The sequence below is a fragment of the Streptosporangiales bacterium genome (assembly GCA_009379955.1).
Taxonomy (GTDB): Bacteria; Actinomycetota; Actinomycetes; order Streptosporangiales; family WHST01; genus WHST01.
The window spans coordinates 1-20,915 of the sequence record WHST01000046.1 but is presented as its reverse complement, the minus strand read 5'-3'; the positions used below and the strand labels follow the sequence as shown (position 1 = coordinate 20,915).

Sequence of the window (20,915 nt, the reverse complement as noted above, 5' to 3'; positions counted from 1 at the left end):
ACCTCTCCGATACGGCGGCGCTGAGCCCAATGCCTCCAAGAGTGTCGGCAGCAGTGACTGATCTGCGCCTTCCGGGTCAAGGAGCTGCTCGATCGCGAGGCCATTGGAAAGCGCAAGCAGCAACGCCGGACGGAGCCTGCTCGACTGCCAGGTCACGGTCTTCTAGGGCCCGCGACCGGGCACGCGCTACCGTCTCAGTCCGCTCGGTTGGGATCCCCAACCGGACACTGGCGCTGGGTCGGGTCGTGCCGAGTGGTGTAGTCCGTCCCGCTCTCGACGTAGTCAGTGCGCGACGCCGGCCCGAGCTCGGCAACGCCAAAGCACGAACACCCCGACGACGGCACTCCAGACCGTTTCCGGGTACAACGCCAGCCGCTCCATGCCCCCCAGCCCGAGACCCCACGGTGTCGCGCCGACGAACAGCACCAGGCCGACCAGCCCGACCAGGCCACACAGCAGCGATAAGACGGCGGCTCCCCGATTGTCCTGCCACCACACGACGCCGAGCAAGAGCATGCCGAGATCCTGTACAGGGAACTGTGGCAGCGAGGCGATCGAATGCGCCACCATGCTGACGTTCAGCGGAAACAGCCCCGTGGCGGCAGTACTGAGGCTGGTTAGGACGACAAGCACCAGTCCGACGGCTGTCATCCTTCGCCGGGCCACACACCGCGCAGCAGGACCGCGCCCGCGCCGGTCAGCACCCCTAGGGTGATGAACGAGCCGTTCAGCAACACATGCCATGGTGAACAAGCCCGGATTGGCGAGAGACGTCTCCGGCCGGGACACAGTCAGTGATGCCGAGCATGCTGATCGTGTCGCCGGCGAAACTGTAGGGCGTGCCCCACGCCGAGGCGACCACTGGTTCCACCGCGAAATAGAGGACGGTCAACAGCCAACACACCGCCCCCAGGCGTTGCTGCTGCAGGGCCGGAAACCTGCCCTGGTGCTTGATCAATGGCTTCATGCCCTGACGATCGCTGCGCGCACGCCAGGTGGCGTCCGTTGTGGTGCGACACGTCGGCTACGCCTCGTGGCGTACCGACGCGTGCACGTCTACGTCAGGGTGCGTAGGGAACAAGCCGTCGCCGAGCGGACGATGTCCGACGTGCGTCGCGCCAGGCTGATGCCGGCCCGACAGCATCGACCACGGGAGTTCACCATGACAGGCACCACATCCACCTCAGGCATCGCGTCGAGCCGGGGCCGAGCCGTCGTGCTTCTCGTCGGCGCGGCGGGCTTCGTCCTGAGCTATCTCGCGTCAGACCCGATCAGTTCGTCGTTCGCGTCCAGTCCGTCTCCACAGCCCAACGTCAGCGGTGACGTGACCCGGGCGTGGATCGTGGAGAACGCCGTGGCCGGTGCGGTACAGGCGGCCATCATGCTGCTGTCGGTCGCCTTCCTCGCCGTCTTCGTCGCCGCGGTCGCGACGATCACCCGGCCGGTCGGCGGTCCTGCTCGGCGTTCGGCCATCGGTGCCGGTGTGGCAGCCGTCGCCGCCATCGTGGTGTCCGGCGTTCTGGCCTGGGTGCTGTGCGCCCTCGCAGCCGGCATGACGCCGGAGACCGTTGCCTTGCTCCGGACATCGAGCTTCATCGCCGGCGGCACCGCGCACGTCGCATTCCTCGGCCTGTTCGCCTTGGCCGCGTCCCGTATCCCGGGTATGTCAACACCGGTTCGGGTCTTCGCGATCGTCGTCGCGGTCTTGGCCGTCGGATCGCTCGTCTCGCTGGCCGTGTACTACGCCTCGGTCCTGATCCTTGCAGGCCGCCTGCTGGGCATGGTCTGGTGCGTGGTCGCGGCGATCAGCCTGGCCCGCGGCTCACAGCGGTTCCGGACGGTGGCCGCCTGACACGCCGACCCGACCCGTCCGACACCGTGTGACCAACGGGTTGGCGGCGTACATAGCTCGACGTAGCCGAAGTGTCGCTTCACGACTGACGCCACCCGGCGGGCGCGCAGCGACCGTAGAGGGCATTCGGATTGGAGTGTGTGTCATGGTCCAACGACTTCATCCCCGTGGAGGGGACACAGACCCCGACGCAGCCCAGGGTGCGATCAGGAGTCCTGGCCGCCTCAGGCGCAATCTCCTCGGCACCGAAATGCCCGGATGGCTCCTGCTGGGCTTGATCGCCCTAGGCTTGCCGCGGACCATTCTTGCGGATCTGGGCATCGTCGCACCGGAGAGTTCGTCGATCTACTACGTGCTCGCACTGACACCGTTTGCCGTCTGGTTGGCAGTTGCGGTATGTCGTCGGACTGGCAGTCCGATCAAGGATCATCTCGTCGCCGGGACGCTCTACGGACTCTCGCTGGTCATTGTGCACGAGGCACTCTGGGCCGCCGGGTCGTCCCTTGGGCATCACCCGCTGCAGAGCGCCGTCAGGTTGGCCGAGCGATTCAGCCCGCCACTTCGCGAGTTGGTCCTGCACGGCTACGCGCTCGTGATCGCCATGACGATCGGTCTCGGCGTCGGTCTGACCGCTGGGGTCGTTGCTGCCGTAGCCAGACGTGCGCGGACCATCCGGGCACGCTGATCGTTCCAGAGATTGGCTCCTCTCTCGGCGACTCCCACGATGACCGCCATGTCGACCACCTGGAGTCCAGGGCCTGGTGCATAGAAGCTCTGGGTCGCAGACACACGCCACGTTGACGCTGGCGAGCTCGGCGTGGATGACCTCGACGAGCTCGGGATGGCTCCGTCACTCCCCCGTGAACATGCGGTTGAGACCGACATCCGCACTCCAGGTACGCCGGTGCGCCTCGAGCAGGTATGGGCGGAGCTTCTCCGTCCGCTCCTTGACCGCTCGGAAGTCCGCCATGTACTTCGGTGCGAGCTCGTTGACCTGTTCGACCAAGGCGTCCCGACTCATGGTGCGCAGAGCGCGGTCCTTGATGACGACGCGCCCGTCGACCACGACATCGGTCACGGCACGACCGGACTCTGCGTACACCAGTTGCCGCACCGGGCTGTTCAGCGGGACGAACGACGGGTCGGCCAGGTCGAGTGCCACGACATCTCCCTTGTACCCGACCTCGAGCGACTCGCCGAGGTAGGTCGCCTCGAGGTAGGCCAGTTGGTCGTTCTTCTTGTCGGGCTCCGCTGCCGTGGACAGGCCGCCGTGCAGTTCGGACGGGAACACGTCCTCCCAGTACGGAATGGTGGTGATCCCCTTCTTGTCCGCGTACTGCAGGCCGACGACCGCGCGCAGGCCGATCTCCTCGTACGCCTCGATGACAGCGTCGAGGTGGTCTGGCTCGAACGGGAAGAGGGTGACCATGTCCTGCACAGTGGTCATGCCGGAACAGAGGTTCTCGTAGGCACCGATAAGGGTCCGTGCCTTCACCTCCTCGCGGGTCCGCGGCGGGAACTGCGGCGGCAGAGCGAGAAGGCGCCAGAACTCGAGCGGCTCCTCTTCGAGCGTTCCCTTGGCAAGCGTGTCATGCGAGTGGTAATGCGAGTTGATCATGCCAGGGATGACCAGCTTGCCGGAGACGTCGAGCACCTCGACCTCTCGGCCCGGCGGGGTCTCGATCCGATCTGCGAGCTCGACGATCACGCCGTCGCTGATACGGATGTCCAGTGGCTCCAGCCGGCTGTCGACGGCCGTGTCGCGCAGGACCAGCCCACCGCGGACAAGCAGATCCCGTTCGTCGTGCGGGGAATCGTCGTTCATGTGTCTCGATCCTTGGTCGTCGGCTCGGCTATTCGTGTCGTGTCCGCAGCAGCCGCTCCATGATCCGCTGCAGGATGACCGTGATCAGGATCAGCAGGGCGACCGTCGCATAGGAGTCCGCGGTCTTCAGCCGGCTCGATGCCTGCTCAATCGCGTGCCCGAGACCCTGGTTGGATCCGAGCAACTCCGCGAGGACGACGTAGATGGCGACGACCGACGAGCCGATCCGCAGGCCAGCCAGGATCATCGGTCGGGCGGCGCCGAGCTTGATGTTGAGGTCGGTCTGCAGGCGGGACGCGCCGTAGGCCTGACCGACCTGCAGATACTTCTTGTCGACGCTGCGCAGGCCTCGGATGGTGTTGTACGCGATCGGGAAGAACGCACCGAGCGCCCCGTACATGATCTTCGACTCGACGCCGACGCCGGCCCAGAGCAGGAGCATCGGATAGATCAGCGCGAACGGGAACATGTAACCCCAGGCAAGCAGCGGCTCGGCTGCCAGGGCGGCGACCCTGCCCCTCGAGACGAGGAAGCCGGTGAGCAGCCCGGCTACCGCCGCGATCGCGAATGCGGCGAGCATCTCGAGCACGGTAATCGCCGCCTGCCCCCACGTTTCGGTCCGGGTGAACACGTTGACGAACGAGTCCACGACGACAGGAAGCTCGGGCAGGATCAGCGGGGAGACACCTCCGGTGCTCGTCAAGAACACCCAGACGCCGAGCACCGCCGCCACAAGCCCGAGCCGCATCGCCCAGATGGCTGCTGGACGCCGAACCGCCCGCAACCGTGGCCTTCGTGCCGTTGCCTGGGGTGTCACGCGATCGCCTCTCGCGACGCAGGCTCGGCGCCATGACGCTGGTGCAGTTGGAGTTGTTCGAAGAGGTGCACACGAATGTCCTGGAACTGCGCTGTCGTCATGAAGTCGAGCTCACGGGGTCGAGGGGCCGTCACCTTGATCTCTTCAGCGATCTTCCCCGGCCTGGCGCTCATCACGATGATCCGGTCCGCCCAGAAGATCGCTTCGTCGAGGCTGTGCGTGATCATGACGACGGCCTGTCCTGCCTCACCAAGGATCCGCGACAGGTCGCTGCCGAGATTGCGCCTGGTCTGCTCGTCCAAGGCACCGAACGGTTCATCCATGAGGAGCATCTTCGGCTCGAGCGCAAGCGCACGGGCGATCGCGACGCGTTGCTGCATCCCACCGGAGAGTTCCCGCGGGTGGCGGTCGACGAAGTCTCCTAGCCCGACGAAGTCGAGCTGCGCCCTGGCCTGCTGAGCTGCTTCCTTTTTCGAGCCACCGGCGAACCGCAGTCCGAGGCCCGCATTTTCCGCGACCGACTTCCAGGGAAAGAGGCTGTAGTCCTGGAACACGAACGCAGTATTCCTCGGGTTCGGCCTCGTCACTTCCTGTCCACCGAACCGGATGTTCCCCTCACTCGGCTTGATGAGACCGACCATCGCGTGCAGGAGCGTCGACTTGCCGCAACCGCTCGGACCAATGATCGTCACGAACTCGTCGCCTTGGATCGTGAGGTCGATGCCCTCGCATGCGGTCAGCTCGTTGCTGGTGTCGACCCCGTACTTGACGGTGAGGTTCTCGACGGTGAGCTCTGTCACGGCCGCTCCATCTGTCCTTGGTTGGTTGCCAGACACGGCTAGTTCCGCCAGTGGGTCAGGCGTGACTCGAGTCGAGACCACAACGATCCGGTCAAGATGACGAGGACAGGCGAGCGCGACCCGGCTCGAGCTGCAGCCGCGAGCGGCCGCGACCGTGTTCACGGCGTCGGCGATCTGCAGGTTTCGTTCCGTCACGGAGCCGGGTGCGATCGCGGCGACGCGTGAGTTGTCCCGCCGCGTCTGGTCGGTGCCGTATCGGCCGCTGAGCAACCCGTTGGCCAGCGGTGACCAGGTCGTGACCGCGAGGTCGAGTGCCCGGGCCATCGGGAGCAGCTCGCGTTCGACGGTTCGTTCGACGAGACCGTACGGGACCTGCATGCCGGCGAACCTCGTCCACGCCCGAGGACCTTCCCGTGGCATGGCGTCTTGGTCAACCCAGACGATGCGGGTGCGCTGTCCTCAGTCACGCGACGCGGCAACGAGCTCAGGGACCTTCGTGCAGATGAGCCGCCCGCGCTCCACCAGGTCCCATGGGCCTCCCGGCCACCGAGCGCGTTCAGCACCTCGTACCCCGGGCGCGATCCGACAACTGTGGGGCCTGAATTTCACCGGTAACGTGCGCACGTCGCCTGCCGGCGAGCATCGTGCATGCCTACCGAGGCGACCAGACCTCCGGGTCATTATCCGGTATGAACCAAGGCATTCCTCACTCCGCCGGTGCCCTCACCGCGCGTCTCCGTAAGGTGAGTCAACATACCCTCCAACGCGGCTAGGCTAGCCGGCGACGGCTGCGCGAAGCCCAGGCGACTCGGACCAATGCCGGCCTTTCGCAGGCGATAGAGAGTCGAACCGAACTCCAACGCGAGACGCGTGCAGTCGTAAACCGGTACGTCGGGTCGACCGTTGACGTGCGTGTAACCCGCCCGGGCCAGCACGGCACCGAAGTAGCCGCAGCCAAGGAGTATCGCGTCGGCACCGGCAGCGACGGCCCGCTGCGCGACTGAGTCCACTCTGCTGACCAGCTCGTCGGGGTCGTCCACCGCACGCACGACGTCATCATGCGTCGACTCCGGGTCGAGCCACCACACTGGCGGTGTCGCCATACGACTCCGTAGCCCGAACTCTTCCAGCAGACTCTCCAGCTCCCACCTGAAGCCTTTCGACACAGTCACAACGGCCGGTCGCTGCGAAAGCACGCAGCCCATGAAGACCGAGCCTTCGTCCACACCTGTGACCGACACATCCAACAACGCGCGTGTTACCCGCACTGGCATGGTCCACCCATTGAACACCACCAGGTCGGCCTTGCCGATGACGGCCGCCTCTCGCGCCGCGGAGAGTCCGAGCACACTGTTCGCGAGACTCGGCGCTGCGGACCGCACGCCGCCCGACTGCATAGGAAGGACGGCGAAGGTCACGTCATAGTCGGAGCCGGCCAGGTCACGAACATGTTCATCCATCAGCTCCCAGAGCCGCTTCAGCTCGGGCCGAGCGACAGTTCCCTCCACCCACGCCAGCGTGGGCCTTGTGCCGTCTCCGCTCGTGTTCACTTCGTTCCTCCTACCGGGTCTAGACCTGCTTGTAGACACTGTCACGGCGAAGTCCTTCGTCGGGCAGATGGCACCACACCACATGACCTGGGGTCACCTCGCGTTCAACTGGAACCGTCTCCTCGCAGACGGCTCCGAGCTTCCGCGGGCAACGAGTGTGGAACCTGCATCCAGGAGGCGGGTTCATCGGGCTCGCCACCGACCCGGTCAGTCGCACCGGTTCCGCCTCCACATTCGGGTCAGCCAGCGGCACGGATGACAGCAACGCCTCCGTGTACGGGTGGTACGGCGGCTCGAACACCTCGGATGCCCTGCCCGACTCACAGAGCACGCCCAGGTACATCACCATGACCCGGTCGCACAGCGACCGCACCACCCTCATGTCGTGCGAGATCACCAGGTAGGCGACGTTGAACTCACGTTGCAGGCTCCGGAGCAGATCGAGAATCCGCGCGGCGACCGACACGTCGAGCGAGGCCGTCGGCTCGTCCGCAATGATCATCTCCGGCCGCGCGCCAAAGGCTCGCGCTATCGCGACTCGCTGCTGTTGTCCACCCGACAACTCCGATGGAAGGCGCGACGCGTAGTCCGACGACAGGTTGACGAGGTCCAGAAGCCTGGCAACCTCCTTCCGGATCGCGTCCCGTCCCGACACGACGCCGTAGAGTTTCAACGGCCGCGCGATCAGCTCGCCCACCGTTCTTCGTGGGTTCAATGAGGACGCCGGATCCTGGAAGATGAACTGCACCTCCCGCCTCATGTTCTTCACTTCATATCTCGACAATGCACCGACATCTCGACCGCGGAACAACACGGTTCCGCCTGTCGGTGTGTGCAACCTCAACAACGTCTTGCCAAGTGTCGTCTTCCCTGAGCCGGACTCCCCCACCAACCCGACCGTCTCGCCCTGGCGAATGTTCAGCGACACACCCTCGACGGCGTGAACTCTCGATCTTCCCCCAGTGAGAGGTGCTCGACCGATACCTCGGAACTCGACACGAACACTCGAGGTAGCCATCACGTCGTCGCCTAGATCTCTCGGCGTCTCATCTGCCTCGACCCGCACCGGTCCCCGCGCAGCCGCCAGCAGCGACTGCGTGTACTCGTGCTTGGGTCGGGCATACAGGTCCGCCACTCGACCCGACTCAACAAGCTCGCCCTGCATCATGACTGCCATACGATCGGCACGACTGGCCACGACGCCAAGGTCATGAGTGATCAGCAGGATCGCAAGGTCTCTGGTGCGCCCGATCTCATTGATCAGATCGAGAATTCTAGCCTCTGTCGTCACGTCGAGTGCCGTCGTCGGCTCATCGAGAATGAGCAGGCTCGGGTTGGCGACGAGCGCCATTGCGATCACGACGCGCTGCTTCATGCCACCTGACAATTGATGAGGATAGCGCTTCACCGTGACATTTGGGTCAGGGATACCACTCAACCGCAACATGTCTTCCGCGCGCATCCGCGCCGTCTTCCGGTCCGCCAGATGGTGAATGCGGAGCACCTCCGATATCTGACGCCCCACCGTCATCGTTGGATTCAACGCCGTACCGGGACTCTGATAGACCATGCCGATCTCCTTGCCGCGAAGCCGGCTAAGCTCATCTGGTCCCGCTGTAAGAAGGTCCTGCCCCTTGAACAGGATCCGGCCCTCGACAACTGCCGCGCCGCCCAGGTACCGCAGGATCGCGAAGGCGACGGATGTCTTGCCCGACCCGCTCTCGCCGACCAGGCCCAGGGTTTCCCCCCTCTTCAGATCCAGATCCACCCCTCGTACCGCATGCGTCACATCTTCTCGGGTTCGGTACACGACGCTCAGTCCCTCGATCCGAAGGATCGGCTCGTCATCACTCATATCTCAGTTCCTCGGTCGGGCGGCATCGAGGGTGCGATCAGTAGCGGACACGATGCCGTCGCCCAGCATGTTGAATCCAACGATGGTGATCGTGATGACCAGCGAAGGGAAGACGATCAGCCACGGCGCCGAGTACATCTGGAGTCTGCTTCCGCTGATCATGAGACCCCAGTCCGGGGCCGGCGGCGACAACCCGAGTCCGAGAAACGAGAGAGCAGCTTGCAGCAACAGGACGAACGACATCCGCATGCTCGCCTCTACCGCCAGCGCAGACGCGGTGTGCGGACCTATCTCCACTGCCATCACATACAGGTGGTTCTCGCCTCGCGCCCGCGCTGCGACCACGAAGTCTCGCTCCCTGATCTCGAGTGTCCTGCTGCGTACCACTCGGGCTATGCGTGGCGCGTAGACCGCGCCGATCGCGATGACGAGGTTCCGTACCGAGCTCCCCAGCGACGTCACGATGACCAGAGCGAGAATGACCGATGGCACTGCGAGCGCTACATCCGTCAGTCGCATTAGGACTTCGTCGATCCAGCCACGGAAGTATCCCGCGATCAGCCCGGCGCACGCTCCGATCACGACAGCTAGGCCGATCGCCCCGACGCCGGTCACCAGGGCGTACCGTGTACCGGCCATCAGTCTGCTAAGTACATCCCGGCCGAACGCATCGGTACCGAACGGATGCGCGAGCGACGGAGTGGCGAGTCGACTGGCCGTATCTCCGTCGAACGGCGAGTAGGGCGTGATGTACGGACCCGCTACTCCCATGACGACAAACACGACACAGATCACGCCACCCACGACCAGTTGACGGTTGCCGGCAACCACAGACCTCCACCTACGGCCGAGCTCTGCCAGGAACGGTCCGTACCGCCGACTTGTGGTCGTCACGACGACTCCCGTAACACTGGGTTCGCGTACCTATAGAGGACGTCGGCCAGCAGGTTGGCAATACCTGTCGCGATACCGAGGACCATGACACAGTCCTGCAGGAGCGGAATGTCCCGGTTGTTGACAGCAAACAATGTCAACCGGCCTATTCCAGGATAAGCAAACACTTCCTCCACCACTACCACGCTGCCAAGAAGCCAACCGATGTTCATCGTTATGACAGTGATCACTGGCAGTAGCGCATTGCGGAGTACGTGACGCACCACCACACCCGCCTCCGACACTCCCTTGAGGCGCGCGGTTCTCACGTACTCCCTGCTCAGTTCGACGGCCACATTGGTTCTCGTCGTTCGGATCACATACGCCAACAACAGCAGGGTGACCGCGGCCGCGGGTAGCACGAGGTGCGAGACAAAGGAAATCATGCCGTCCTTGGGATCCCCGTACCCCGAACCAGGCAGCAGCCCAAGACCACCTCCGGTGAAGATGAGTAGTAGCACCGGACCCGACACGAACTCTGGCACAGATATTCCTACGTACGACACCGCGGATATGCCTTGGTCCAGGAAGCCACGTCGTGTCGCAGCCACCAAGCCGAGACCGATGCCCACGATCACGACGCACACGACGGCCAAGACGCCCAGGTACATCGACCTGGCCAGGCTGGTCATCACGATCGTGCGGCTCTCTTGGCCGAGGGAGATGGACGTCCCCCAGTCTCCCGTCACGAAACCTTTCAGCCAGGTGCCGTATTGCACCCATGCCGGCCGATCCAAGCCGAGCTCCTTGGTCAGCGCCTGCTGCGCCGCCTTACTGGAGTACGGGCCGAGCATGACAGTCGCAGCGTTACCGGGGAGGATCTGCGTTGCCCCGAACACAAGGACAGACAGCAGCCAGAAGGTGATGGCTAACGATGCCAGGCGACGAAATACCAGGACGACCATCTCGACACATCCGTTTCGCCAGGGTCAGCGGAGGTCCACGTAGCGAAGGTCGAAGTTGAGCAGGGCACTTGCCTCGTACCCCTTGACTCCCGACCGAACACCGGAGAACCGTCGCGTGAAGAACGGGATCACGATCGGTCCCTCTCCACCGATGATCGACTGCACGTCTCCGTAGAGTTCCTTCCTCCGTTGATCGTCAACCGCCGCGCGGGCGGCCATGAGCGCCTTGTCCAGCTTCTTCTCCCTGTACCGGTACTCGTTCAGTGATGCATCGGAGGCGAAGTGGGGAGTGAGCAACGAGTCGAGCGGATAAGCTTGACCCCACTGGCCGATATAGAGAGATCCCTTCTTGTACACTCGGTTCAGATAGGTGTTTGGATCGACGGTCTTGACCTTGAAGGTGATGCCTGCCTTCTTCACCATCTGCGTGATCGCGACTGCCACGTCGGCACGCAAGGGCGTGTCCGTGGAAGCCACGATCGTGTGGGTGAATCCGTCGGGCAAGCCGGCCTTCGCGAGAAGCTGCTTGGCACGGCCGATGTCCTGCTCCTTCGGCTTGATGTCGGCGTAGTACTCACTCGACGGTGGCACCGGTTGATCGTTCCCCAAGACGCCATGCCCGTCCAACGGTCCGTCGATCAGCTCCTGCCGATCGATGCACCACTTCAGCGCTTCCCGCACCAGGGGGTCGTCGAACGGCTCTTTGTCCACTCGCATCACCATCGGGAACCACTGTGCCGCGGACGACTGCTCGATCCGGAGGCCTTCACCGTCGTTCACCCTGTCGTAGAACTCGACGGGCACGTCTGCGACGATGTGGACGTCGCCGCTCTCGAGAGCGTTCAGCTGCGCAACATTGTCAGGTATCGTGCGCTGGAAGATCTCTTTCATCCGTCCAGCTTCGGAGTCCCAGTAATCATCTCGTACGCGCACGCTCACATGTGACTGCGGGACGTACTCGTCGAACTCGTAGGGACCCGACCCCAACGGTTTGGTCTTGAGGTCCTTGACTCCCTCTTTCGCCACGATGCGCGCCCACTTCGTCGCCATGAGCGCAGGGAGTTCGGCGTATGGGCCGATGAGCCTGAGGACGACCGTCTCGTTGTCGGGTATCTCGACTCGCTCGATGACAGCCAGCTCGGTTCGTCCGGGTGAAGCGACCTTCTTGTCCAGTAACCGCCGCAGTGAGAAGGCGACATCGTCGCTCACTACTCGTCGGCCGTTGGTGAATCTGGCGTCCTTTCTCAACCGGAACTTCCACACGTCCGCTTGCTTGTTCGATGTCCATTCGAGTGCAAGCGACGGCTTTACGTTCAACTCGTGGTCGAGTCGCACGAGATTGTCATACACCCACGAGGTGACCGAATACTCCGGCCGATCGATCGCGAAGGCGGGGTCGAGCGTGGACGGCGACTCGCTCATGCATACGATGAGCTTTCCGCCGCCACCACCACCTTTCCCCTGCTCCGCCGGCGCCCCCACGCATCCCACCAGTCCCTGGCTCAACGGTAAGGCCGCGGTCGCACCAGCCAGCTGGAGGACTCGACGGCGGCTCAACTTCACGTTTTGCGTGTTCTCGGACATCATCCTCTACCCCTAAAATGCGTAGGTCCTACTGAGTGACGACTCTGTGGTGGCCGGACGGCGGCCCGTTGTAGTCCCACGGCCCGACGATGCTGTGCAACGACGTGCCTCTGCATCTCGTCCTTGTCGCCTGACGCCAGCGCGTCGACAAGGGCCATTCGGCCAAGCGCTATCTCCTCTCTACGCGAGTCAGATCTTGTGATTGCCGGAAGCACCACACTCCCAATCCCAAGACAGCGATATGCCGTCATTAGGCTCCGACTTCGACAGAGCCAGACAAGTTCTTCATGGAATCCCGTGACCGCCTCTACATACTGAGACACGTCGCTGACATACCGGCGGTCCGACACAAGCTCGAGGCTGCGTTGCGCCTGATCCCTCAGGTTCGCCAGGTCGTCCCCGCTGGGGTTGCACTCGAGCAGGCTGATGACGCCGACGTCGATTGCCAGCTTGGCGCGGAGACGATCCACTCCGTTGTCCGCATCCTCCGTACCGTCGCGTACGAGCTCGCGGTCCGGGCTCTGTGCCGTTTTCGTGCGTATGCCATCCTCGAACCGGCCAGTCCTGCGTCTGTAGTAGATCAGCGGCTCGCCGGAGTGGATGTGCACTCTTTCCAATTCACCGAGAACTATCTCGTGTGTACCTGCGTCGTGCGTCGACGTTACGCGGCACTCCAAGTTGGCAAGTGAGTCGGCGAGCAGCGGCTCGCCCCGCTGCGTGCGCACCACAGGAACGTCGGTGAACTTGTGATCGGAGTCCGACGCGAATCGCCCGACAAGGTCCGCCTGCTCCTCCTTGAGAATGCTGATCACGAACGAACCACTGCTCGTGACAGCCTTGTGGGTGGAGCTGCTCCGGTTCAGACAAGCCAGGACGGTGGGCGGTTCGAGAGTCACGGATGCGATCGCGGTTGCGGCCATTCCATAGTCGTGCTCCTCCCATCGGGCGGTGACGATCGTGATGCCGGTGGCGAAGTGGCTCATGACCTCGCGCAACGCGGCGGCACTAACCTCATGTCCCGGACTGTCTGATGTCATCGCTGCGCTCACACCGTTCACATCTCGTTGGATCAGTAGTGGCTCTCGGATCCACGGCCTAGGGCCGCAGCAGTCGCATGAACGCCGTCATCGACGCACGGACTTCTTCGTCGCTGAGGCGCCCGAACCGGAAGGTGACGGAGAGATGAGTGACACCCATGCTCTCGAACGTCGCGATCTTCTTGGCTACCTGTTCCTCGGTCCCTATCAGCGTAGAGCTGAGGATGGTTTCGACACTGGGCTCGCCTTCACCGACTGGTGGTTCGGCCAAGAGACCGTTGCGGACCGTATGTGTGCCCGTGCGCAGTTGGCTCGCCAAGCGATTGATGTAGAGGGTCTCCATGGCCGCACGGTTGTTTGCTTCGTCATTCGCTGAGATGTAGGTGTTGCACTGCACGGCAACGTGCGGTCGTTCCCCTGACGCTTTGGACTGGTCATCGATCGCGCGAATCAGCTGCTCGGCCTTACTCAGGCCCTCGATACCGGCAGTGAGAGCAATGTTCATGCCTCGACCCAAGGCGTTCTTCACCGACTGCTCTGAACCGCACGCGAGCCACAGCGGCGGAGCAGGGCTCTGCAGCGGACGCGGAGCCAGTGTGATCGGAGGGAAGCTGAAGTGCTGACCTGTGTGACTGACGTCAGGCTCCCGCAAGACAGAAGACACGATATCGAGCGCTTCGTCAAAGCGGGTGTGGGACTCCTCGATAGGTGTGCCTAGACCGGAGAACTCGTACGGCTCGAATCCGCGGCCAAACATCACATCGACGCGACCATCCGACAGTTGGTCCGCCATCGCGATCTCTTCGGCGACACGGACGGGGTTGTGTAGCGGTAGGACCACGACGGCACTGCCGACCCGGATTCGTCGGGTGTGCTGGGCGAGTGCCGTTGCCAGGGTCAACGAGTTCGGTATTATCGAGTAGTTGGAGAAATGATGCTCAGCGGCCCATAGGCCATCAAAACCAAGGTCCTCGGCGAGGGCTCCGTCGTCTAGGAACTTTTCGTACACCTCGCGACTGTCGATCTCCGTCGGTTGGTGGCCTAGTAGGAACAGGTATGCCTTCATCTGAGCTCCGATGATGTGTGTGCATGACTCGATCTAGGTGCGTGCGTTCACCGCGCGTACTGTCAGCGGATCAGCAAACCACCACTGGCGACGATCGTCTCGCCCGTGATGAACGAGCTCTCGGGTCCACATAGCCACATGACCACTCCTGCGATTTCTGACGGTTCAGCAACGCGTCCCAGAGGAACTCTCTTGATCGCCTTCTCGAGCCGACCACTTGTGATCATTGGCTCGGTGCGAACGGGGCCTGGTGCGACCGCGTTCACTCGGATGCACTTGTCGGCCAGATCGATCGCGAGCGATCGTGTGACAGAAACGATTGCGGCCTTAGCCGCACTGTAGATGAGCTGATCAGGTTTCGCCGTGAATGCATCGACGGACGCGAAATTCACTATCGCGCCACCTGACTGCGGCATGGCTTCCACCGCTGCTTGAGTTGTCAGCACCGTGCCCAGGAGGTTGACGTCGATGATCGTGCGGTAACGCTCCTCGGTAACGGTGGCGAGGGTGGTCAGGGGGTATACACCTGCCACGTTGGCGCACACAGTCGGTGGGCCGTTGGTGTCGACGGCAGCGCTGATCGCGTCGCGCACTGAGGCTCGCTTGGTCACATCCGCCCGGTAGGCAACACAGCCGGGCACCTCGGTGGAGAGTCGACCGAGGCCGGCCTCGTCCATGTCGAGGGCGGCTACGGTCGCCCCGGCCTTTGCGAATGCGACAGCGCACGCGCGCCCGATACCGCTGGCGGCGCCGGTCACGATCACGTGTTTGCCCGCGAAACCCGTAGTGTCACCGACTTCAGCTGACTCACTCATCGGTCACCTTCCTCTCGACGCTCATTTGCTGGGACTGTCGGAGAGCTTCGTCTCGCATACCTGTGCCACCGCGGCGACGACGTCCCCGGTCGTGGGGGTGATCGCCTCTTCGAGTGCGGGGGCGAAGGGGACGGGTGTGTCAGCGGCCGTGATGCGCACCGGACTTGCGTGCAGGTGCGCAAAGGCCTGCTCCGTGACTCGTGCAACAACTTCCGCCGCGACGCCGGCGGTGCGGACGTCTTCTGCGAGTACGACCGTCCTGCCCGTCTTGGTGACCGAGCCGAGAATAGTCTCGAGATCGAGCGGTGCCAGACTGCGCAGGTCCACGACCTCAGCAGAGATCTGGCGAAGGGCCAGTACCTTTGCCGCGGCGAGTGCTGTGCGGACCCCCCCGGAGTAGGTGATGATCGTGACGTCGTCCCCACTCCGGACCACGTCGGCCGTGCCGAACCCGATCAGCTCACCTTCTGGACCCCGAGGCCCGGACTCGTTGTAGAGCATCGCGTTCTCGATGAAGATCACGGGATCGTCGCTTCGGATCGCATACTTCAGCATTCCCTTGACGTCCCGAGGTGTCGCGGGTGCAAGAACAACGAGACCGGGGAGGTGCATCAACCAACTCTCCGGTCGGCCCGAGTGATGACACCCGGACGATCGACCGAGCACGTTGACTGTGCGTAACGTCATACGCGGTACGGCATTGCCCGCCGATACGTAGTAGATCTGGCTCATGTGGTTGCAGATCTCGTCCATGCAGCAACCAAGGAACGCCGAGAACATCACCTCGACGACCGGTCGACGTCCAGCGATGGCAGCGCCGAGGGCAGCACCCACCATCGCGTCTTCGGAGATCGGGGTGTCCCTGACGCGGTCTCCCCACTTGGTGTGCAAGCCCTTGGTCGTTGCGAAGTTGCCACCCATACGACCGACGTCCTGCCCCATCACGAATACGGTGGGGTCGTGACCAAGTTCTTCGTCGAGGGCCTCGATGACGGCATCCCGACAGGTGAAGTGTTCGGTCATGACTTCGTCCCAGGGTTGATGTCTTGCTGCTGCGACGGGCGAACGAACTTGAATGCTTCCGCGCCGTCCGGCTCCGGGCTCTCCATGCCGAACCTGACGGCCCGGCTCACCTGCGACTCGACATCCTGACGGAGCTCGGTGAGCAGCTCGTCGGTCAGTACGCCCATCGCGCGTAAGGTAGCGATTGCTGCTGGTATCGGATCGCGTGCGCGTGCGGCGTCGTATTCGGCGCGGTCCCGATATTCCTGCGCATCACCTTCTTCGTGCCCATAGCCGCGTGGACAATCGAAGAACAACATGCTCGGGCCGCCGCCGTCACGCGCTCGCGCGACCGCGTTCCCCGCGCCCTCGTAACAAGCCAGTACGTCTTTCCCGTCGACCACCTCGCCTGGTATTCCATACGCTCGTGCCCGGTCGGGAAGAGCTCCGGCTGTCGCGTACGAGCGAGGCACCGAGATCGCCCACCCGTTGTCGATGACCGCGAACACCACGGGCAAGCGCCAGATTGCGGCGAGGTTGACGGCCTCGTGACACGAGCCACGGTTGAGCGCACCATCGCCGAAGTACGCGACGGCGACACCCCCGTCGCCGGAGTCTCGATGCGCGAGGGCGACCCCTGTCATCGTGGCGATGTTCCCGCCTACCAACGGTGAAGCCGGCAGGCAACGCTGCGTCCAGTCCCCCACGTGGAGCGACCCACCACGCCCACCGAGCAAACCATCCCGGCGACCCAGAACCTCGGCCATCATTCCCTGCAGATCAAGGCCTTTTGCGATGGCCGGTCCGTGACCGCGGTGGGTGGCCGCGACGTGGTCGACGCCGCGGAGGTGCGCTTGCACCCCCGCATGCACCGCTTCCTCCCCGATCGCAGGATGAATGAACCCCGGGATGAGGTTGCGCTGGTAGAGGTCGACCATCGCTTCCTCGAACCGTCGAATGAGAAGCATCGTGCGGAGCATCCCGAGCGCGACCTCCGTGCCGATTCGGTTCGATGCCGTGGGAGCAGTGACCATCACGCGACCTCCGATCCAGGTCTGACGTCAGCGATTTCGGCCGCGACTGACTCCAGGAACTCCGCGGCATCGACGCCGTCGAGTATCCGGTGATCGCAGGTGAGTACGGCATCGGCAGTGCGATCGGAGCGAAGCCCGCCCAATGCGAGGGTAAGTGCCGTGCCGGGGAACAGGACCGTCGAGAACCACGTCACACCGGTTCTGCCGATGTTGGATATCACGAAGGTCGGCGACCTCGTTGCGTCGACTGGAAGCGGCGTGACGCCGAGGTGCCCCATCAGCTCCCGACGCACATGGTGGAGTGTGTGCAAGGCGCGACGATCAGGATCGGCGAATACGAGTGGGACCAACGCATCGCCGGAGCGGGTCAGTACCGCCACCCGGATGTCGAGATACCGCCATACCTCACCGTTCTGAATGCACGCGTTCGCGATGGGTACGCGACGCAGAGCACGTGCACATCCCTGGACGAGGACATCGGTGACCGACGCACCGTCCGCCACCATGGCATCCCAGACCGGGGCGAAGTCGAGCCTGCCAGCGAGATGGAAGACAGGCACGGTGCCCACTGACTCGGTGAGTCGTAGCCCGGACCGACGAGCCTTCGACATCGTGACAGGTTCAGTCCGCAGCACTCCGGCCTCGCCCGTGGGGTCAGCAGGCTTCGACGTCGGTTGCGGCGGGGACGCGTCCGTCAGCGCTCCTTCAGCGACCGTCCCGGCGGCGTGGATGACATCCTCTTCGAGAACCCGCCCGCCGGTGCCGGTTCCGCGGACGACCTCGAGGTCGATACCCAGCTCGCGGGCAAGACTTGCGGCTCCGCTCGCAACCTTGCGCTGTGCGACAGGAGAGGAATCCTCCCATCCAGTGGTAGCGGGCTCATCGACGGCGAGCTCCGCCACAACGTCTCCGGCAAGGACGACCTCACCTTCCCGACGCAGGATCCGGCACACCACGCCAGCTGCCGACGCCTCGATGTCGACCTGCGCCTTCGCGGTCTCCATCGTGAACAGTCGCGTGCCGATCTCGACGTGCTCCCCCTCGCTCACGTGCCATGCGACGAGTTCCGCCTCTGTCATGGTCAATGAGTTCTTGGGGAGCACAACGTCCATCGGGCTCGCCTTCCAGTCAACCAATCTCGTAGTCGCGATCGTAGATTGTCTGCCATCCTGCCCAGGCCCGATGACCCTGTCAAGACTCTTGGTTGCCGGTTGTTTTGTCCCGATTCACGAATCGAGCTCGCATCTTTGACCGGCGTGGGCGGGTCGAAGCATGCCGCAGTTGCGGGATCGATCGCCCGTCAGAGCAGGGACGTCAGAGGAGTTGCCACAACCACGGCCGATCGTTGGCGATCGTCTCGCCGTCGGGGGTCAGCGCAAGGAATTCCTTGACCGCGGTGTGCATCCGCTCGTGCCAGAGCGTCTCGGCGAGGTGGGCGTCCTTGGCCCTTATCGCGGCGAGTAGTGCGTCGTGTTCCTTGAGGATCTGATCGACGTCGACATACCGGACCCCGGATGTGGCGACGAACATCCGAACCTCAGTGGTCGTTTCGACGAAGCGTGAAGCGACCCGACGAAGTCCACAGGCATCCATGATCCCCTGTTGCACAGCTAGGTCGGCGTCGACCAGGCTCGCCTGTTTGCCGCGGACACTCGCCTTCTTCGCATGGTCGGCGAGCTTACGCAGCCTGCTCACGACGTTTTCGGTCACCATGTCCGCACCGATGAGTTGCCGGATGGCCACCGATCCGAGCACTGCACGCAGAACGTAGACCTCGAGCACATCCTCCGCGGCGATGGCGCTGACAACAGCACCACGGTTCGGTCGGACCGTGACCAGCCCCTCGTAGCTGAGCGCCCTGACCGCCTCACGGATCGGTCCACGGGACAACTGGAATCGATCCGCGAGGTCACGCTCGATCAACCGCGTGCCAGGCGGCAGCTCGCCCGAGCTGATGGCCTCACGCAGCTCGTCGAGAACATGACTCACGGAGGTGCGGTTGGGCGCGGGCGTCAGGCCATGTGTCGAGCGCTGTGTCAATCAAACCTCCAACGGTGAGTACCTGGAGAGCACCGTTGGACCCGGATCGGCGTCGGGCTCCGCAGTACCTCCGTCTGACGCGTGAACGCCAGTCCGACCTGGAACAATAGGGTACCCAGGCCGGTTGGGGATCCGCCCTAGGTGCCGGAGTCCGACGACGGCACCGCGAGGCGGTAGGTAAGGCCCCCGTCGACCTCGAGGCAGGTACCGGTGACGTAGCTCGCCTCGTTGTCGGCCAAAAATGCCACCACCGCACCACACTCGGCAGGCCGACCAAGCCGACCTTGCGGGATCCGCGCTGCGACACTGGCGAGCGCAGCTGGATCGGCGCGCAAAGCGTCGTTCATCTCGGTGTCGAAGAGACCGGGGAGTACGCAGTTGACACGGATGGTCGGCGCGAGCTCGACCGCAAGCGCTCGGGTGAGCCCGATGAGCGCTGACTTCGACGCGGCGTACGCAGTCCGGTGCCGGCTTCCCAACGGACCGATGACCGAGGCCACATGGATGATCGAACCGCCCGAAGGCTGAGTTCGCATCCCCGGCGCCACCGTCCGGTCGATGGCGAAGGGCGCGAACACATTGACCCGGAAGATGCGATCAAGCGCCTCGTCGCTGGTGTCCGCAAGACTGGATCTCAACAACGCTCCAGCCACGTGCACCACCGCACTCGGCGCGCCCCGCTCACCGACAAGCGCGCCGACGACAGCAGCGCAGGCGGACGGGTCATCGAGGTCGAGCCGGACGGTCGCAGCATCCACTCCACCGTTTCGAACACGTTCCGCGACACCTTCTGCGACGTCCGCCCTCCGACCGTAGGCCACAACAACGTCGAAGCCGCGCGCAGCCAACGCCACCGCGGTCTCGGCACCCAGTCCGCCCGACCCACCGGTCACCAGTGCCCAGCGTGTTTCAGGCATCGGCAGACCCTGCTACCCGCTCAACCACACGGCCTCCACTAACGATCCCGCCCGCAGCTGCACCGGCCCACGTTCGTGGCAGTGCCGACCTCGTCGCTTCACACCCGGATTCGACCACATCTGCTACCTGAGTGGAAACCGCTCACCTGCGACGAGACGCTCGCCAAACGCCCTGACCTGGGCTGATGCTCTCGTCCAAGGGATCAGACGGCCTACCTCCACATACCGTGGCGGCCGGATACGGTGAATCCGCACGTCCTGTTCATGCGGCCCTTGGAGACGGACCGGAGGCAACACCGGCATCGCGCACCTAACCGACCCCACTGGCAAGCATGACCCGGCCGTGGCAGCGAACTCGCGGAACGGGACGACGCTGAAGACGGTGGCCAGCGAGGTCGGGTTAGACATGCCGCACGACCGTGACGCCACCTTCGAACCGCGGCTGGTGCCGAAGGACCGGCTGGGTGGGTTATGTGCAGCTGGCGCACAACCAGAGGGTCGACGGGGTCACCCAGGCGCAGGTACTGCTCAACCTCGGGCGGGAAGATCAGCTCGACAACGACGGGCTGCGCCGCCTGGTCACCTCGATCAACCGTTACCTCGGCGAACCCGAGGCCGGGACGCCGGCCGAAGCTGGACAGCTGGCCGGGGACGGGCTGCGGGTCGCCGCGTCGCGTCCGGTGGGGACGGTGCACCTGCTGGACGGGTTGTGGCGAGCGCTCGACGTGGATACCGCGCTGCGCAAGGTGCTGGGGTCCCGCCGATTCACCACTGACGTGGAGCGGGTGCTGTTCGCGCTGGTCGCCAACCGGGCCATCGATCCGATGAGCAAGCTGTCGGCCGCTGAGTGGGCCAGCTGCGACGTCGCGATCGACGGGCTGGA

Annotated in this window: 20 protein-coding genes; 3 read left to right on the top strand and 17 right to left on the bottom strand. The window is 64.0% G+C overall.

The features are described 5' to 3' along the window. Positions 1-282: 282 nt before the first annotated feature. Positions 283-753 carry a DUF998 domain-containing protein gene (locus tag GEV10_15320; GenBank protein ID MQA79827.1) on the bottom strand — a complete coding sequence of 157 codons (471 nt, stop codon included), beginning with the start codon at positions 751-753 and terminating at the stop codon, positions 283-285. Here GEV10_15320 and GEV10_15315 point away from each other — a divergent pair. Together GEV10_15315 and GEV10_15310 are read left to right on the top strand one after the other, a co-directional pair. Continuing rightward, the gene (locus tag GEV10_15315) at positions 743-1,852 is read left to right on the top strand and encodes a hypothetical protein (GenBank protein MQA79826.1); all 1,110 of its coding nucleotides are present in this window, start codon (positions 743-745) and stop codon (positions 1,850-1,852) included. The genes GEV10_15320 and GEV10_15315 overlap by 11 nt on opposite strands. Before the next feature lie 250 nt (positions 1,853-2,102). After that, complete coding sequence (locus tag GEV10_15310; protein MQA79825.1) at positions 2,103-2,537, top strand: hypothetical protein; 435 nt, start codon at positions 2,103-2,105, stop codon at positions 2,535-2,537. 165 nt (positions 2,538-2,702) lie between these two features. On the opposite strand, the gene GEV10_15305 is transcribed toward GEV10_15310, so the two are convergent. From GEV10_15305 to GEV10_15230, 16 genes are all read right to left on the bottom strand, one after another. Then, a complete protein-coding gene (locus GEV10_15305) occupies positions 2,703-3,677 on the bottom strand; it encodes an amidohydrolase family protein (GenBank protein ID MQA79824.1) in 975 nt (324 codons plus the stop codon). A gap of 28 nt (positions 3,678-3,705) precedes the next feature. Further along, positions 3,706-4,425 (bottom strand): ABC transporter permease subunit, encoded by a 720-nt coding sequence (locus tag GEV10_15300; protein ID MQA79823.1) that lies wholly within the window; start codon positions 4,423-4,425, stop codon positions 3,706-3,708. A 65-nt stretch (positions 4,426-4,490) separates the two neighbouring features. Then, positions 4,491-5,714, bottom strand: a complete 1,224-nt coding sequence (locus tag GEV10_15295; GenBank protein MQA79822.1) for an ATP-binding cassette domain-containing protein — start codon at positions 5,712-5,714, stop codon at positions 4,491-4,493. A gap of 260 nt (positions 5,715-5,974) precedes the next feature. Then, positions 5,975-6,844, bottom strand: a complete 870-nt coding sequence (locus GEV10_15290) for a hypothetical protein (GenBank protein ID MQA79821.1) — start codon at positions 6,842-6,844, stop codon at positions 5,975-5,977. Positions 6,845-6,863: 19 nt separating this feature from the next. Beyond that, a complete protein-coding gene (locus GEV10_15285; GenBank protein ID MQA79820.1) occupies positions 6,864-8,699 on the bottom strand; it encodes a dipeptide ABC transporter ATP-binding protein in 1,836 nt (611 codons plus the stop codon). A 3-nt stretch (positions 8,700-8,702) separates the two neighbouring features. After that, on the bottom strand, positions 8,703-9,530 hold the full coding sequence (locus GEV10_15280; GenBank protein MQA79819.1) for an ABC transporter permease subunit: 828 nt from the start codon (positions 9,528-9,530) through the stop codon (positions 8,703-8,705). Positions 9,531-9,589: 59 nt separating this feature from the next. Further along, positions 9,590-10,537, bottom strand: a complete 948-nt coding sequence (locus tag GEV10_15275) for an ABC transporter permease subunit (protein MQA79818.1) — start codon at positions 10,535-10,537, stop codon at positions 9,590-9,592. Between the two features lie 24 nt (positions 10,538-10,561). Beyond that, a complete protein-coding gene (locus GEV10_15270) occupies positions 10,562-12,124 on the bottom strand; it encodes a hypothetical protein (protein MQA79817.1) in 1,563 nt (520 codons plus the stop codon). After that, positions 12,121-13,170: a hypothetical protein gene (locus GEV10_15265; GenBank protein MQA79816.1), complete on the bottom strand. Its 1,050-nt coding sequence runs from the start codon at positions 13,168-13,170 to the stop codon at positions 12,121-12,123. Before GEV10_15265 ends, GEV10_15270 begins: the two co-directional genes overlap by 4 nt. Before the next feature lie 46 nt (positions 13,171-13,216). After that, positions 13,217-14,224: an LLM class flavin-dependent oxidoreductase gene (locus tag GEV10_15260; GenBank protein MQA79815.1), complete on the bottom strand. Its 1,008-nt coding sequence runs from the start codon at positions 14,222-14,224 to the stop codon at positions 13,217-13,219. A 62-nt stretch (positions 14,225-14,286) separates the two neighbouring features. Beyond that, complete coding sequence (locus GEV10_15255) at positions 14,287-15,039, bottom strand: SDR family oxidoreductase (GenBank protein ID MQA79814.1); 753 nt, start codon at positions 15,037-15,039, stop codon at positions 14,287-14,289. Between the two features lie 21 nt (positions 15,040-15,060). Next, positions 15,061-16,062, bottom strand: a complete 1,002-nt coding sequence (locus tag GEV10_15250) for an alpha-ketoacid dehydrogenase subunit beta (GenBank protein ID MQA79813.1) — start codon at positions 16,060-16,062, stop codon at positions 15,061-15,063. Beyond that, positions 16,059-17,075: a pyruvate dehydrogenase (acetyl-transferring) E1 component subunit alpha gene (locus GEV10_15245; GenBank protein MQA79812.1), complete on the bottom strand. Its 1,017-nt coding sequence runs from the start codon at positions 17,073-17,075 to the stop codon at positions 16,059-16,061. Before GEV10_15245 ends, GEV10_15250 begins: the two co-directional genes overlap by 4 nt. Further along, the gene (locus GEV10_15240) at positions 17,075-18,187 is read right to left on the bottom strand and encodes a hypothetical protein (protein ID MQA79811.1); all 1,113 of its coding nucleotides are present in this window, start codon (positions 18,185-18,187) and stop codon (positions 17,075-17,077) included. Before GEV10_15240 ends, GEV10_15245 begins: the two co-directional genes overlap by 1 nt. A 202-nt stretch (positions 18,188-18,389) precedes the next feature. Beyond that, on the bottom strand, positions 18,390-19,115 hold the full coding sequence (locus GEV10_15235; GenBank protein ID MQA79810.1) for a GntR family transcriptional regulator: 726 nt from the start codon (positions 19,113-19,115) through the stop codon (positions 18,390-18,392). A gap of 137 nt (positions 19,116-19,252) precedes the next feature. Next, positions 19,253-20,032: an SDR family oxidoreductase gene (locus GEV10_15230; protein ID MQA79809.1), complete on the bottom strand. Its 780-nt coding sequence runs from the start codon at positions 20,030-20,032 to the stop codon at positions 19,253-19,255. A gap of 343 nt (positions 20,033-20,375) precedes the next feature. On the opposite strand from GEV10_15230, the gene GEV10_15225 reads away from it, so the two are divergent. Next, entirely contained in the window at positions 20,376-20,807 is a 432-nt protein-coding gene (locus GEV10_15225; protein MQA79808.1) for a hypothetical protein, read from the top strand. Positions 20,808-20,915: the final 108 nt, after the last annotated feature.

What these genes read in the sequence shown, in the direction of transcription:
- GEV10_15315 (MQA79826.1), top strand. Translation starts at nt 743, where the DNA reads ATGGTGAACAAGCCCGGATTGGCGAGAGACGTCTCCGGCCGGGACACA.
- GEV10_15310 (MQA79825.1), top strand. Translation starts at nt 2,103, where the DNA reads ATGCCCGGATGGCTCCTGCTGGGCTTGATCGCCCTAGGCTTGCCGCGG.
- GEV10_15305 (MQA79824.1), bottom strand. Translation starts at nt 3,677, where the DNA reads ATGAACGACGATTCCCCGCACGACGAACGGGATCTGCTTGTCCGCGGT.
- GEV10_15300 (MQA79823.1), bottom strand. Translation starts at nt 4,425, where the DNA reads ATGCGGCTCGGGCTTGTGGCGGCGGTGCTCGGCGTCTGGGTGTTCTTG.
- GEV10_15295 (MQA79822.1), bottom strand. Translation starts at nt 5,714, where the DNA reads ATGCCACGGGAAGGTCCTCGGGCGTGGACGAGGTTCGCCGGCATGCAG.
- GEV10_15285 (MQA79820.1), bottom strand. Translation starts at nt 8,699, where the DNA reads ATGAGTGATGACGAGCCGATCCTTCGGATCGAGGGACTGAGCGTCGTG.
- GEV10_15275 (MQA79818.1), bottom strand. Translation starts at nt 10,537, where the DNA reads ATGGTCGTCCTGGTATTTCGTCGCCTGGCATCGTTAGCCATCACCTTC.
- GEV10_15270 (MQA79817.1), bottom strand. Translation starts at nt 12,124, where the DNA reads ATGATGTCCGAGAACACGCAAAACGTGAAGTTGAGCCGCCGTCGAGTC.
- GEV10_15260 (MQA79815.1), bottom strand. Translation starts at nt 14,224, where the DNA reads ATGAAGGCATACCTGTTCCTACTAGGCCACCAACCGACGGAGATCGAC.
- GEV10_15255 (MQA79814.1), bottom strand. Translation starts at nt 15,039, where the DNA reads ATGAGTGAGTCAGCTGAAGTCGGTGACACTACGGGTTTCGCGGGCAAA.
- GEV10_15250 (MQA79813.1), bottom strand. Translation starts at nt 16,062, where the DNA reads ATGACCGAACACTTCACCTGTCGGGATGCCGTCATCGAGGCCCTCGAC.
- GEV10_15245 (MQA79812.1), bottom strand. Translation starts at nt 17,075, where the DNA reads ATGGTCACTGCTCCCACGGCATCGAACCGAATCGGCACGGAGGTCGCG.
- GEV10_15240 (MQA79811.1), bottom strand. Translation starts at nt 18,187, where the DNA reads ATGGACGTTGTGCTCCCCAAGAACTCATTGACCATGACAGAGGCGGAA.
- GEV10_15230 (MQA79809.1), bottom strand. Translation starts at nt 20,032, where the DNA reads ATGCCTGAAACACGCTGGGCACTGGTGACCGGTGGGTCGGGCGGACTG.